Here is a 13,559-nt window from a genome sequence, read left to right on the forward strand (position 1 = left end):
GTTCCAATGGATGCGTTACTTCGCGCCGCCGAACTTGCTCAGTTCGCGCCGCAAAGAGGCCACGTCTGCTTCCTTGCGCGTCAAGGAAGCCTTCATTTCATTGACGCGGTCCAGATACTTTTGATAGTTGCGCTCGTCACCACGACGCTCGGGCTGGCCGTTGTTGTAGTCCTTCTTCAAGGCCTCCAGAGCCGCCTCTTCCTTGCGAAGCTCGGCCTCCAGGATGCGGCGGGCATCGGTGTCACGGGCCTTCTGCTCTTCGGACGCCACCTTGTTCTCAGGCGAGCCGCTCGCGGCCGAGCTGCCTGCGCTGCGATTGGCATTCGATGCCGCCCGCGGGGTGGCAGACTGAATCACCGTGATCGGTGCGCCGTCCAGCGTCTTGCAGCCCTTGGCTGCGGCCTCTTTCGGCGACAGCGCATCGGTGTACAAATTCCCTGGGCAACGGTAGACCTCGGCGTACACGCCCCCTGCCGGCGCCAGCACCAATGTCAGGCAGGCGAACGGACGCCACAGCCGTGAAAAAGCGAGGCAAGGTGACAAGGTGAAGTGCTTCATGTCCTGATTCGGTAGTACTAAGCCTGAGGTGCGATCCCAGTATGCCCCAGCGGTTCCGCCTGCGCGGCCGCCGAGGCCAAGAAAAAAGGGCGACTCGCGCCGCCCTTTGTATCGGGATGTCAATCCTAGTCCTGGTCCCGAAAGATCACAGGCTGTAGTACATGTCGAACTCAACCGGATGGGTGGCCATACGGAAACGAGTGACTTCCTGCATCTTCAGGTCAATGTAGGCGTCGATGTACTCATTGGTGAACACGCCACCCTTGGTCAGGAACGCGCGGTCCTTGTCCAGGTATTCCAGAGCCTGATCCAGGCTGTGGCAGACGGTCGGCACCAGTGCGTCCTCTTCGGGCGGCAGATGGTACAGATCCTTCGTGGCGGCTTCGCCCGGATGGATCTTGTTTTCCACGCCGTCCAGACCGGCCATCATCAGGGCCGCGAAGGCCAGATACGGGTTGGCAGAAGGATCGGGGAAACGCGCTTCGATACGGCGACCCTTCGGGTTGGCGACGTAAGGAATACGGATCGAAGCCGAACGGTTCTTGGCCGAGTAAGCCAGCTTCACCGGAGCTTCGAAGCCAGGCACCAGACGCTTGTACGAGTTCGTACCCGGGTTGGTGATGGCGTTCAGTGCACGGGCGTGCTTGATGATGCCGCCGATGTAGTACAGGGCGAATTCGCTCAGACCCGCATAGCCGTCGCCAGCGAACAGGTTCTTGCCGTCCTTCCAGATGGACTGGTGAACGTGCATGCCGGAACCGTTGTCACCAACGATGGGCTTGGGCATGAAGGTGGCGGTCTTGCCGTAGGCATTGGCCACGTTCACGATCACGTACTTCTGCAGTTGCAGCCAGTCAGCGCGTTCGGTCAGGGTGCTGAAGCGGGTGCCGATTTCCATCTGACCGGCGTTGGCCACTTCGTGGTGGTGCACTTCAACGGGAATGCCCAGGCTTTCCAGGATCAGACACATTTCCGAGCGCATGTCGTGACCGGAGTCAACGGGAGGCACGGGGAAGTAGCCACCCTTGACGGTGGGACGGTAGCCGTTGTTGCCATGCTCGTAGGACGTACCGGTGTTCCAGGCGCCCTCTTCCGATTCGATCTTGAAGAAGCTGCCGGACATTTCATTGCCCCAGCGGATCGAGTCGAACACGAAGAATTCGGGTTCCGGACCGAAGAAAGCGGTGTCGCCCAGGCCCGAAGCCTTCAGATAGGCTTCAGCGCGCTTGGCCAGCGAGCGAGGATCGCGCTCGTAAGGCTTGCCGTCATGCGGGTCGATGACGTCGCAGGTCAGCAGCAGGGTCGGCTCTTCAAAGAAGGGGTCGATGTTGGCCGTGTTGGGGTCCGGCATCAGCAGCATGTCGGAGGCTTCGATGCCCTTCCAACCGGCGATCGACGAACCGTCAAAGGCGTGACCCGATTCGAACTTGTCTTCGTCAAAGTGAGAAACGGGCACCGTGGTGTGGTGCTCTTTGCCGCGGGTGTCGGTAAAACGGAAGTCAACGAACTTGACTTCGTTGTCCTTCACCATCTTCATCACGTCGGCGACGGTCTTGTTGGCCATCAGATGCTCCTAGCCAGAGGCTGAATGTAAAAGCGAGAAATTTGAAGCTGTTTCAAGAGATCCGGAAACAGCGCCCAGTTTACTAGCAGAAAGCGTGCCCACCGAGGTCACACACTGCCGATCATGTTGGACACCGCACGGGCGATCACGCGCCACCACCGGGCGCCTGCGCACTGAAACAGGGGTCGACTGTACAAGGCGCTGCCCTCTTTGACCACACCGATTTCATAGGCCTCACCGCAGTGCACCATAACGGTGCGCCGCATGGTGCCGTGACATCAACGCACCGTTATGGGGCCTGTCTCCGCACCAAACTGGATCAGGCCTTGTTGCAAGGCGTCGAAGGCGGCCTCCACCAGTTCGGGTGGCCCTTTCACCCCCAGTTCGATGTGGCGACCATGCACAGGGTGGTCGACGCTGGGCAGGCTGAACACCTTGACGGGCGCAAAGCGGTCCTCGATCGAAATCATCAAGGGCGTCAACAGGGACTCGATGGCACCGTACACCACGACGGCCTTCTCACGGGTCTGCGATCGGCCTTGTAGATCACGGTGCAGATGGTCCAGTGCCCAGGCCATCATGGGCCAGGCCATCACCGGGAAACCCGGCAGAAAGTGCACACGGCCCTCCAGAGAAAAGCCCGGGATCCGGTTGTAGGGGTTGGGAATGATGGTCGCGCCTTCCGGGAAAAAGCCCATCTGCAGACGACGCAGGCTGTCAGGTGCGGACGGATCAAAGTCCTGCCCGGCCTCCTCAGCCATCTCCTGGCTACGCTGCAAGATCAGCTCCCGAGCCTGCGGATGCAGCGCCAGTGCGCGCCCCACGGCGCGGCCCGCACAGGCACGGGTGTGGTCGTCCGGCGTGGCACCGATGCCGCCGAACGAGAACACCACATCACCACTGTCCAACGCATGCCGCAGGTCGGCTGTAATCCTCTCGGGGTCATCGCCCACATAGCGGGCCCACGACAGCGCCATGCCACGCTCACCCAGCAACTCGATGGCTTTGCTCAGATGTTTGTCCTGACGTCGTCCGCTGAGGATTTCGTCGCCAATGATGATGAGTCCGATCATGAGGGTTCACCAGCCGCCAGCGGCGGCATCAAGGGATCAAGAGAGGTCGGCTCGGCACGCAGGGCGCTCAACGCCGGCAGCAGGTAGTGCGCGAACCACAGAGCCGCGAATGCAAACACCAGGGTGTAGATCCACACCGACAACAACAAAATGAAGGGCGCCAGGGCCAGCGCCATCACGCCCAGGGCCCACAGCGCGGCCGGGGCCGCACCCAGGTAACCCGCGATCACGCCCATGGTCAGCAAGGCCGGTCGGTGCGCACGCAGCAAGTGATCGCGCTCCTGCGGTGTGGCCCAATCGGCCAGGGTGTCAAACACCAGCACGCGGTACGTCAACCAGCCCCAGATCAAGGGTGGCAGCACCACGGCCAGCGGTGGCAGCAGCCACAGCGGCAGGCTCACCACCAGGGCCAACAGCGCCAGCACCGTCGCTCGCAACGACCACCACAGGCTCTGCCATACCGAGGCCTGATGGCGAGACTGCAGCGCCGGAAAACGCCGACGCGCCACCAGCTTGACGAGGGCCGGCGTCATCAAAGCCGCCACCAGGAGCAGGCACATCACCACCACCAGCGGGATCACGACCAGCACCAACACCAGTGGAGCCAGGGCCATGCGCAACTGCGGCACCCCCCAACTGTCCAGGGCTGCGAGCACGTGCTGGCTGACGGACCAGCCATCCAGCAGCGTGCGTACCCAGGCCACGCCATCGCCCCATCCCCACCAAGCCAGGCCACCCAGCACCACCACCGCCAGCAGCAGGGGCAACAGCGAGAGCCAGATCACCTGCGGCATCAGGCAATAGGCCAGCGCACGCCAGCCGGCGTCCAGCATGCGACCCAAGGGGGGCGCGTTCGCGCTCACTCCTGGTCTCCGCCCAGCAGCCCGCCCAGCAGGGAGCCCCCTGCCACACCCGTCAACAAAGAGCCTTCGTCACGGCTGCGCCCCCCCGCCTGAGGGGCGGCTGCGAAAATCCGCGACGCCAGCCGTGAGAAAGGCAAGCTCTGCAGCCACACCTGCCCGGGCCCGGTCACGCGGGCCAGGAAGACGCCCTCCCCCCCAAACAAGGCCGTCTTGATCTTGCCCACGTACTGAATGTCGAAATCCACGCCTTGCGTGTAGGCCACCACACAGCCCGTGTCGATGAACAGGGTCTCGCCCGGCTGCAGATCGCGGCGCACCACCGTGCCCCCCGCATGCACGAACGCCATGCCATCGCCCTCCAGCTTCTGCATGATGAAGCCTTCACCACCGAAAAAGCCGGCCCCCAACTTGCGTTGCAAGGCAATGCCCAGGGACACCCCGCGCGCCGCACACAGGAAGGCGTCCTTCTGACAGATCAGCGTACCACCCAACTGACGCAGGTCCATGGGCAAAATTTTGCCCGGATACGGTGCCCCAAAGGCCACCCGCTTTTTGGCGCTGGACTGGTTGGTGTAGACGGTCGTGAACAGACTCTCGCCCGTGATCAGGCGCTTGCCGGCACCCAGCAACTTGCCGAACAGGCCGCCGCCTTGCTGCGCCGAGCCATCGCCGAAGACCGTGTCCATATCGACACCGGCCTCCATGAACATCATGGCTCCCGCCTCGCCGATGGCGGCTTCGCCGGGGTCGAGCTCGACCTCCACGAACTGCATTTCGGCACCCTTGATCTCGTAATCCACCACATCCATGGCCATGACTCAAACTCCACAAATTGACTCACCCCAGGAAATGGGGTGTCATCCCCCCCGCCGCGGGGCGCACAATGCCCTGCATGTCACAGCAACAGGGCTGAGGCTGGTGGTCATTGTGGCCGAGATCGAAACGCCCTGATGTCACACTGCCCACACCAGCCGCCTCACACCCTCTTCGATGTCGCTTCATCTCCCAACCCTCGCCCTGGTGGTTTGCGTGGTGCTCCTGACCACCACCGTCATCATGACACTGGTGGGCCTGACCCAGCGCACCTACCGGGGTTACTGGTGGTGGACTGCGGCCCAAGGATTGACCCTGCTCAGCGCCGTGTGCCTGCTGCTGCGCGATGCCCATCCCTGGCTGCCCGCCCTGTCTGTCCTGCTGTGGCTGCAATGGCCCATGACCATGCTGACCGGCATGCGGCAGTTCTACGCCCGCACCGATTTCCGCACCCCACACTGGATGGACGCGGCCCTGCTGGCACTCGGCTTTTGGGCCTTGCTCACCTTGAGCCAACAGTTGCCAGACGATCTGGGCGCACGCGTGGCGAGCTTCAGCTTCGTGAGCATCGGCTTTCTGTTATACGCAGCGTGGCAAATCCACGCCATCCGCGATTGGCGTCAAAGTCCTTACCTCAAGGCCTTGCTGCTATACCTGGTGTCCGCCGCACTGATCCAGGTCCCCCGCCTGCTGTCGGGCCTGAGCAGCTGGGGAGCACCCGTCACCGCCCCCGACCACATCCAGCAACCGGCCGTGCTGGTGGCGCTGGTGGCCGGCGTCATTTTCTCGGTCTACATCTGCCTGCTGTTGACCTACGAGCGCACCGAGCACGATTTGCGCGAATCTCACCGGCAACTGCGCGTCATGGCCGACTTCGACATGCTCACGCAGTTGCCCAACCGGCGTCACTTCATCGAAATGGGCTCGCAGGCCCTGCGGCTGAGCCCCCCCGGTTCGGCCGCATTGATGCTGTTCGACATCGACCACTTCAAGACCATCAACGAGAAGCACGGCCATGCCGCCGGTGATGAGGCACTCAAACTGGTTGCCGGTAGTGCCCGTCGTCTGCTGCGCACCCGCGACCTGATGGGCCGACTCGGTGGCGACGAGTTCGTGGCCCTGTTGCCCGATACCACGGTCAAGGACGCGCTGCATGTGGCGCAGCGCATGGTGCGCCACATTGAACGCAGCCGCCAATCGCTGCAACAACAAGCCCTGAGCCTGAGCTTTGGTGTCGTGCAGGTGCAAGCCGACGAAAAACTGACCGACGCCATCCGCCGCGCCCTGCTCGCTCTGGATGAAGCCCGTAGCCAGGGCGACTCCCGTTTCGTCTCGGCCGAAGATGACGACGGCATGCCCGTGTTCGCCCCCAGCCAGACGCTCGGTCACAGCGGCTTCTGAGGACAGCACGGCCACCGGCCCGCAGCGGCGACAATCGCAGCATGTCTTCTTACGATGTGGTGGTGATCGGCGCAGGCGCAGCCGGTCTGATGTGTGCAGGTGTCGCAGGCCAACGTGGTCTGAAGGTGCTGCTGCTGGACCACACCCCAAAAGTCGCCGAAAAAATCCGCATCTCGGGGGGCGGGCGCTGTAACTTCACCAACCGTGAGGTCACGCCGGCCAACTTTCTCAGCGAGAACCCCCATTTCTGCCGCTCGGCCCTGGCGGGTTTCACCCCGCAGGACTTCCTCGCCATGGTGGCGCGCCACGGCATTGCCTGGCACGAAAAACACCGCGGCCAACTGTTTTGCGACCACAGCGCCAACGACATCATCCAGATGCTGCTGCGCGAGTGCGAGGCCGGTCAGGTCACGCGCTGGCAGCCTTGCGCCGTGAAGGCCGTTCGGCCCCTGAATGCCGCCGACACCGAGGCCGTGCGCTTTGAAATCGACTCGGACCGTGGCCTCATCCGTGCGCACCAGGTCGTGATCGCCACCGGCGGGCTCGCCATCCCCAAGATCGGTGCGACCGACTTCGGGCAAAAGCTGGCCGCCCAACTGGGCCACCAGATTGTGCCCCTGCGCCCGGCACTCGTGCCGCTCACCTTCTCTGCCAACACCTGGGCGCCGTTTGTGCCCATGGCCGGCATCTCGCTGGAGGTCGAGGTCAGCACGCCTGCGGCGGGCAACCCCAAAGGCAAGCGCGCCAAAGGTGGCGCCCCACTGTTTCTCGAAGACCTGCTCTTCACCCACCGCGGCCTCAGTGGCCCGGCCATCTTGCAAATCTCCAGCTACTGGCAACCCGGTGAGGCCCTCACGCTGAACCTGACCCCGCAGCGCGACCTTGCAGGCAGCCTCAAGCAAGCCAAGACGGGCTCGCGCAAGCAACTCTCCACCGAGTGGGCCCGTGCGCTGGGTGAAGCCGTGCCACAGCGCCTCGCGCAAACGTGGCTGGCCGAACAGGCCGTGCGCATCTCGCCCAGCTTGCGCCCCGACGCTGCCCTGGCCGAACTCAAGGACAAGGACCTGGACGCCCTGGGTCAATCGGCCAATGCCTGGTCCATCGTGCCCAACGGCACTGAGGGCTATGCCAAGGCCGAGGTCACGGCCGGCGGCGTCGACACCCACGAGCTCAGCTCCCAAAGCATGGAGAGCAAAAAAGTGCCGGGGCTGTACTTCATCGGCGAAGTGGTCGATGTGACCGGCTGGCTGGGCGGCTACAACTTCCAATGGGCTTGGGCCAGCGGTGTGGCCTGCGGCCGGTCCCTCTCCCCCACCCCTGGGGCAACAGCGGGCTAACCCGGTAGTAAGATGCCAACATGAGCAGCACGCACTTCGGTTTCCAGCAGGTAGACGAGTCCCAGAAGGCACAACGCGTTCGCGGTGTGTTCGACTCGGTCGCCAACAAGTACGACATCATGAACGACCTGATGTCGATGGGTCTGCACCGCCTGTGGAAGACCTACACCATCGCCGCCAGCGGCGTGCGAGAAGGCCACAAGGTGCTCGACATCGCCGGCGGCACGGGCGATCTGTCCGAGGCCTTCGCCAAGCGCGTGGGCCCCAGCGGCATGGTCGTGCACACCGACATCAACGAAGCCATGCTGAGCACCGGTCGCGACCGCCTGCTCAACAGCGGTGTGGCCCTGCCCACCACCCTGTGCGATGCAGAAAAGCTCCCCTTCCCCACTGACACCTTCGACATCGTCACGGTGGCCTTCGGCCTGCGCAACATGACGCACAAGGACCTGGCCCTGGCCGAAATGTGCCGCGTCCTCAAGCCCGGTGGCCGTTTGCTGGTGCTGGAGTTCTCCAAGGTCGCCAAGCCGTTGGAGAAGGTCTACGACTGGTACTCCTTCAAGGTCTTGCCCAAACTCGGTCAGTTCGTGGCCGGCGATGCCGCCAGCTACCAGTACCTGGCCGAATCCATCCGCATGCACCCCGATCAAGCCACTCTCAAGGGCATGATGAAGGAAGCTGGCTTCGGCCACGTCGACGTGCACAACATGACCGGCGGCGTCGTCGCCATGCACATGGGCATCAAGTGCTGATCACCCGCTGATCCCCGAGCCTTCGACGCTCACAGACATAAAAAAAGGCCGGTTGCAAAACCGGCCTTTTTCATGCGCACAGGAAGTTCAAGACACGCCCAAGAGATCACGCTTGAGGGCATTGTCCGACGGGCGCTCACCCAGCCAGATCTTGAGCAGGGCACGGTAGAAGTCTTCGCCGACAATGTCCTGCCCCAGCGCCTTGCCACCCAGCGTGATGTGAGTGCCCTGGCCGGGCACGTAATCGAGCTGAATCACGGCGCCCCTTTGCGCCTCCCCTACTTTCAGCATCGTGGCCTGCAGCGCCTCCAGACGCTTGCGCAGGACCGCCTGCTCGGCCGAGGTCGCATTGTCTTCGATGCCCGTCACCAGGCTCTCGGCCAGCTGCTCGGCAGACACGCTTCGCAACAACACGATGCGCACACTCTTTGGCCCCGGCTGGTTCAACACCGAAGCTGCCGACACATCGCGACGCGGCACGTACAGGCCCACCGCGTACACCTTGATGATCATCTTGACGCGCATGCCTGCGCCGTTGAGCACCAAGGCCTGATCGGCCAGCGTCAGCTGATCTTCAAAGCGGACACCGCCGACCTCACGGGCGGCATGCGCCATCGGCAAGGCAGTCAACAACAAGGCAGAAAGGGCCGCACCGGCGAGTTTCTTGGTCAGGGAGGTCATGATCAGGCGGCTTTCTTCAGGTCAGCGTCACGCAATTCGCGGCGCAAAATCTTGCCCACGTTGGACTTGGGCAAGTCATCACGGAATTCAATGTACTTGGGTCGCTTGTAGCCGGTCAACTGCTCCTTGCAGAACTCGGCCAGGTCTTCCTTCGTCAGCTCCGGGTCACGGCGCACGACAAACAGCTTCACCGCCTCGCCGGAATGCGCGTCCGGCACACCAATCACGGCAGCCTCCAACACCCCTGGATGCAGGACGGCCACGTCCTCCACCTCATTGGGGTAAACGTTGAAGCCCGACACCAGCACCATGTCCTTCTTGCGGTCCACGATTTTGACGTAACCCTGCTCGTCCATGACGCCCACGTCACCGGTTTTGAAGAAGCCGTCCGTAGTCATGACCTTGGCGGTTTCCTCGGCACGGTGCCAGTAACCGGCCATCACCTGAGGGCCACGGATGCAGATTTCGCCGGCTTGACCCAGCGCCACTTCCTGCCCTTCATCGTCACGGATGGACACCTCGGTGGACGGCAGCGGCAGACCGATGGTGCCCGTGTACAGCTCGATGTTGTTGGGGTTGCAGGACGCCACCGGCGAGGTCTCCGACAGGCCATAGCCTTCGATGATCGGCTTGCCGGTGATGGCCTTCCAGCGCTCGGCCACGGCACGCTGCACCGCCATGCCACCACCGATCGTCACCTGCAGGCTGGAGAAGTCCAGCTTGGCAAACTCGGGGTTGTTCATCAGGCCGCTGTAGAGCGTGTTGACGGCCGGGAACAGGTGGAAGCGGAACTGCGACAGCTCCTTGATGAAGCCGGGAATGTCGCGCGGATTCGGGATCAGCAGCATGCAGGCACCGTTGCGGATGCCCATGAGCGCGCACACCGTCAGCGCGAAGATGTGATACAGCGGCAAGGCGCACACCACATTGAGCTGCGGAAAGGCCTGACGGTCCACCCCATTCATCAGCCACGCCTCGCACTGCAGCACATTGGACAGCAGGTTGCGTTGCAGCAGCGTGGCCCCCTTGGACACGCCCGTGGTGCCGCCGGTGTACTGCAGGAAGGCGACGTCGTCGGGCGTCAGCGGCACCGGCTGGTAGGCCTGGCGTGCGCCCTCGGCCAGCACCTGGCCAAAGCGGTGGTGATCCGGCAGCGACCAGGCTGGCACCATCTTGCGCACACGACGTACGACGAAGTTGGTCAAGGCGCCCTTCACCAAGCCCATCAGGTCGCCCATGGAGGCCACCACCACATGCTTGAGGTGGCCGCGCGCCTGGATGGCCTGCAGCGTGGTCGCAAAATTCTCGAGGATGAAGATGGCCTCGGCGCCGCTGTCGTGCAACTGGTGCTCCAGCTCGCGCGGCGTGTACATCGGGTTGACGTTGACCACCACGCAGCCCGCGCGCAAGATACCTGCGACGACCACCGGGTACTGCAAGACATTGGGCATCATCACCGCCACGCGGCTGCCCTTTTTCAGGCCTTTGGCCTGCAGCCACGACGCCACACGTGCCGACAACAGGTCCAGATCGGCATACGTCAGCGAAGCGCCCATGCAGCGGAACGCCACACGGTCCTTGTACTTGCGCATGGCCTCGTCCAGCAGGGCCACCAGCGAGCCATATTGGCTCGCGTCGATCTCCTGCGGCATGCCGGCAGGGTAATGCTTCAACCAGATTTTTTCCATGAACACCTCGGACGACGGCGCGTGCACGACCAGCCGCATTAACACAACAAGCCGAATGTTACATTAACTCTGCAACATGCGGTCGGTATCATGTCGACCATTCAGCGTTCGCCCCGACGATGCATCCCAAATCTGCCAATTCTTCACGCGCCCGCCCCACCCGTGCGCCCGACAGCACCGACCCGGAACTCACCGTGGAGGAATTGTCGGCACGCACCGGCGTGAGTGTGCGCAACATCCGCGCATACCAGACGGCCGGCCTCATGCCACCGCCGCGCCTGAAAGGCCGGCTCGGCCTGTACGACCACGAGCACCAAGGCAAGCTGGAGCTGATCCGCGATCTGCGCCAGCAAGGCTTTCGCCTGGACACAATCAAAGACATGCTGGAGAACACCCCGGAAGGGGCCTGGTCCGAGTATTCGCTGATCAGCGGCCTGTTCTCGACCACCTTCTTCACGGTGGAAGCCCCCAAGCGCAAAGCCTTGTCAGAAATGGCCGCGCATTGGGCCACCCCAGCCACCCCCGAGCAGAAAGAGCGCCTGAGCCAGAATGGCCTCTACAGACGTCTCGGCCCTGACGAGGTCGAGATTCTCAGCCCAGCACTGGAACGCATCGGCATCCAATTGGCCGAACTGCATGTGCCGCTGGACACGGTGCTGGATCTGCAGGACACCTTGATTGAGCACACCCGCATCATTGCCAAGGCCTACGTCGAACAGCTGTTTCTGAGCCTGGCCAAGGACGTGGCGGCCAAGGCCGAGAGCGCCCACGGCAAAGCCACCGACGGCAGCGTGGTCGAACCCTTGAAGGCCTTGTTCGAGCGCTTGCGGCCCCTCGCCATCGGCTCCATCAGTGCCGCATTCCCCGTGGTGCTGCAGCAAGAATTCGACCGCAGCATCCAGAAACAGCGCAAACTTCGCGACTGACCAACAGTGGGGAGGCACCTTGAGCAACATCCATCAACGTGCCCATGACGCCCTGCTCCAGGAAATCGAAGCCGAAGTGCGCGGCACGCAGGACATGACGGGCCGGTCCTCGCTGTCCGAGCGCGTCATGCAGGCCCTGCGACAGGTGCATCGCGATGCCTTTGTGCCCGCCCATCTTCAAGACTCGGCCTACCTGAACATGCCCCTGCCCATCGGGCACCGTCAGACGATTTCGCAGCCCTACATCGTGGGCCTGATGACGGAGTTGCTCGAGCCACAAGCGGATCAGGTGGTTCTGGAAATCGGCACGGGGTCTGGTTACCAGGCGGCCGTCCTGGCTGGGCTCGTCAAGCACGTTTACTCGATCGAGGTCATTCCTGCCCTGGCCGAAGAAGCGAAGGAGCGACTGCAGCGCCTGGGCTATCACAACGTCAGCGTTCGCCCCGGTGACGGCAGCCTCGGCTGGCCCGAGCATGCCCCTTATGACGCGATCATCGTGACGGCTGCGAGCCACGAGGTGCCCACAGCCCTCATCGAGCAACTCAAGCCCGGGGGTGTGCTCGTGATGCCGGTGGGCTTCCCTTACCTGGGACAGAATCTGAAGGTGATCAGGAAAGGTGCCAAGGGTCAACTGGAAGAGCGCGATGTGCTGCCAGTGGTCTTCGTTCCCTTGACCCACTGATTCGGCGCTGCCCGAGGGCTTGACTCAAAGGGCTGCCCTGGGTTCGCAGGGGCGGCGCAGGGCCCAGAAAGCAGAAAACCCGGTATCTTTCGATACCGGGTTTCGGCTATTTCTTGGTCGGGGCGGCGGGATTCGAACTCGCGACCCCTTGCACCCCATGCAAGTGCGCTACCAGGCTGCGCTACGCCCCGACAAGAATTAAATTATAGGATGGAAATCCAGCTTTTTGCAAGACACCCAAAGTTTTTTGCATCAAGCCAACAAATCGCGAATCGACACCAGTGCCTCGCGCAAAGCCAGCACCGTCTGCGCATCCAGCGATTGCATCTCAGACAAGTCGGGGGCGCCCCACGCCGCTCCCACCGTGGCCGACACACTGGCTTGCAGGGCGCGGCTGGATGAACCGCCGCTCCACGTCGGCGATGCAGCGCCGGCCCTCACGGCATGGGCAGGCAACCCCACAGGCGAGGTCGCCACAGCTGAATCCACGGGCAGATCCACGTCCTCCGCCTCGTGAACATGCCGATGGGCACCGCCCTCGGCCAGCTGGTTGCGCGCACCACTGATCGTGAAACCCTGCTCGTACAGCAATTCACGAATGCGGCGGATCAGCAAGACCTCATGATGTTGGTAATAGCGGCGGTTGCCCCGGCGCTTCATCGGCTTGAGCTGGACGAACTCCTGCTCCCAATACCGCAGCACATAGGGCTTGACCAGACACAACTCACTCACCTCACCGATGGTGAAGTAACGTTTGGCAGGAATGGGCGGCAAAGCGCTGTCGACGCGGTCCATGTGTCCCTAAAGCATGAAAAACATTGCCCGCATGATCTACAGCGGGCAAGGGCTTCAGACTTTACTCCAAGTCTTCGTCCGAAGGAACGTCACCCTGCACCATGCCCTTGAGCTTCTGACTCGCATGGAAGGTCACAACGTTGCGGGCCTCAATGGGAATCACCTCACCGGTGCGCGGATTGCGCCCCGGACGGGCGGCCTTGCGGCGAATCTGAAAGTTGCCAAAACCCGACAACTTCACATCCTGCCCCTCAACCAAGGCACCTTGCACCGACTCAAAAAAGGCTTCGACCATGTCCTTGGACTCACGCTTGTTGAGGCCCAGACGGTCAAACAGCATTTCCGACAACTCCGCCTTGGTCAGGGTGGGCGTTTCGATGGTCGGCAGCAGCACGGTCAGGTCACTGATCTTGTCATTCATGTCGA

15 protein-coding genes and 1 tRNA gene are annotated in these 13,559 nt (G+C 62.7%); 5 read left to right on the plus strand and 11 right to left on the minus strand.

What is annotated here, in order from left to right; genetic code table 11:
• Nucleotides 1-15: 15 nt before the first annotated feature.
• The 6 genes from AC3WW4_RS12410 to AC3WW4_RS12435 all read right to left on the minus strand — a co-directional run bounded on the left by AC3WW4_RS12410 (nucleotide 16) and on the right by AC3WW4_RS12435 (nucleotide 4,873).
• Nucleotides 16-558, minus strand: coding sequence for a hypothetical protein (locus AC3WW4_RS12410; RefSeq protein WP_488828806.1), 543 nt, complete (start codon nucleotides 556-558; stop codon nucleotides 16-18).
• Between the two features lie 145 nt (nucleotides 559-703).
• A complete protein-coding gene (gene glnA / locus AC3WW4_RS12415; protein WP_488828807.1) occupies nucleotides 704-2,122 on the minus strand; it encodes a type I glutamate--ammonia ligase in 1,419 nt (472 codons plus the stop codon).
• Nucleotides 2,123-2,229: 107 nt separating this feature from the next.
• Nucleotides 2,230-2,388, minus strand: a complete 159-nt coding sequence (locus AC3WW4_RS12420; protein ID WP_488828808.1) for a hypothetical protein — start codon at nucleotides 2,386-2,388, stop codon at nucleotides 2,230-2,232.
• Nucleotides 2,389-2,400: 12 nt separating this feature from the next.
• Complete coding sequence (locus AC3WW4_RS12425; protein ID WP_488828809.1) at nucleotides 2,401-3,195, minus strand: competence/damage-inducible protein A; 795 nt, start codon at nucleotides 3,193-3,195, stop codon at nucleotides 2,401-2,403.
• On the minus strand, nucleotides 3,192-4,058 hold the full coding sequence (locus AC3WW4_RS12430) for an EI24 domain-containing protein (RefSeq protein ID WP_488828810.1): 867 nt from the start codon (nucleotides 4,056-4,058) through the stop codon (nucleotides 3,192-3,194). Before AC3WW4_RS12430 ends, AC3WW4_RS12425 begins: the two co-directional genes overlap by 4 nt.
• Nucleotides 4,055-4,873: a TIGR00266 family protein gene (locus AC3WW4_RS12435; RefSeq protein WP_488828811.1), complete on the minus strand. Its 819-nt coding sequence runs from the start codon at nucleotides 4,871-4,873 to the stop codon at nucleotides 4,055-4,057. The genes AC3WW4_RS12430 and AC3WW4_RS12435 overlap by 4 nt, the downstream gene beginning before the upstream one ends.
• A 214-nt stretch (nucleotides 4,874-5,087) precedes the next feature.
• Between AC3WW4_RS12435 and AC3WW4_RS12440 the strand changes: the two genes are divergently transcribed.
• Genes AC3WW4_RS12440 through ubiE form a run of 3 tightly spaced genes read left to right on the plus strand, consistent with a single transcriptional unit; the run spans nucleotide 5,088 to nucleotide 8,361 of the window.
• Entirely contained in the window at nucleotides 5,088-6,272 is a 1,185-nt protein-coding gene (locus tag AC3WW4_RS12440; protein WP_488828812.1) for a GGDEF domain-containing protein, read from the plus strand.
• A 41-nt stretch (nucleotides 6,273-6,313) separates the two neighbouring features.
• Complete coding sequence (locus AC3WW4_RS12445; RefSeq protein ID WP_488828813.1) at nucleotides 6,314-7,609, plus strand: BaiN/RdsA family NAD(P)/FAD-dependent oxidoreductase; 1,296 nt, start codon at nucleotides 6,314-6,316, stop codon at nucleotides 7,607-7,609.
• Nucleotides 7,610-7,629: 20 nt separating this feature from the next.
• Nucleotides 7,630-8,361 carry a bifunctional demethylmenaquinone methyltransferase/2-methoxy-6-polyprenyl-1,4-benzoquinol methylase UbiE gene (gene ubiE, locus AC3WW4_RS12450; protein ID WP_488828814.1) on the plus strand — a complete coding sequence of 244 codons (732 nt, stop codon included), beginning with the start codon at nucleotides 7,630-7,632 and terminating at the stop codon, nucleotides 8,359-8,361.
• An 87-nt stretch (nucleotides 8,362-8,448) separates the two neighbouring features.
• Here the strand turns inward: ubiE and AC3WW4_RS12455 are convergent, their stop codons facing one another.
• Both AC3WW4_RS12455 and AC3WW4_RS12460 read right to left on the minus strand, forming a co-directional pair.
• The gene (locus AC3WW4_RS12455) at nucleotides 8,449-9,042 is read right to left on the minus strand and encodes a chalcone isomerase family protein (RefSeq protein ID WP_488828815.1); all 594 of its coding nucleotides are present in this window, start codon (nucleotides 9,040-9,042) and stop codon (nucleotides 8,449-8,451) included.
• Nucleotides 9,043-9,044: 2 nt separating this feature from the next.
• The gene (locus AC3WW4_RS12460) at nucleotides 9,045-10,730 is read right to left on the minus strand and encodes a long-chain-fatty-acid--CoA ligase (RefSeq protein WP_488828816.1); all 1,686 of its coding nucleotides are present in this window, start codon (nucleotides 10,728-10,730) and stop codon (nucleotides 9,045-9,047) included.
• Between the two features lie 119 nt (nucleotides 10,731-10,849).
• On the opposite strand from AC3WW4_RS12460, the gene AC3WW4_RS12465 reads away from it, so the two are divergent.
• Nucleotides 10,850-11,656, plus strand: a complete 807-nt coding sequence (locus tag AC3WW4_RS12465) for a MerR family transcriptional regulator (RefSeq protein ID WP_488828817.1) — start codon at nucleotides 10,850-10,852, stop codon at nucleotides 11,654-11,656.
• Between the two features lie 19 nt (nucleotides 11,657-11,675).
• The gene (locus AC3WW4_RS12470; protein ID WP_488828818.1) at nucleotides 11,676-12,338 is read left to right on the plus strand and encodes a protein-L-isoaspartate(D-aspartate) O-methyltransferase; all 663 of its coding nucleotides are present in this window, start codon (nucleotides 11,676-11,678) and stop codon (nucleotides 12,336-12,338) included.
• A 114-nt stretch (nucleotides 12,339-12,452) separates the two neighbouring features.
• Here the strand turns inward: AC3WW4_RS12470 and AC3WW4_RS12475 are convergent.
• From AC3WW4_RS12475 to AC3WW4_RS12485, 3 genes are all read right to left on the minus strand, one after another.
• Nucleotides 12,453-12,529, minus strand: a tRNA-Pro gene (locus AC3WW4_RS12475).
• Between the two features lie 61 nt (nucleotides 12,530-12,590).
• Complete coding sequence (locus AC3WW4_RS12480) at nucleotides 12,591-13,133, minus strand: MerR family transcriptional regulator (RefSeq protein WP_488828819.1); 543 nt, start codon at nucleotides 13,131-13,133, stop codon at nucleotides 12,591-12,593.
• Nucleotides 13,134-13,194: 61 nt separating this feature from the next.
• Complete coding sequence (locus AC3WW4_RS12485) at nucleotides 13,195-13,554, minus strand: integration host factor subunit alpha (RefSeq protein WP_339582594.1); 360 nt, start codon at nucleotides 13,552-13,554, stop codon at nucleotides 13,195-13,197.
• Between the last annotated feature and the right edge of the window lie 5 nt (nucleotides 13,555-13,559).

Source organism: Aquabacterium sp. TM01 (assembly GCF_057808345.1).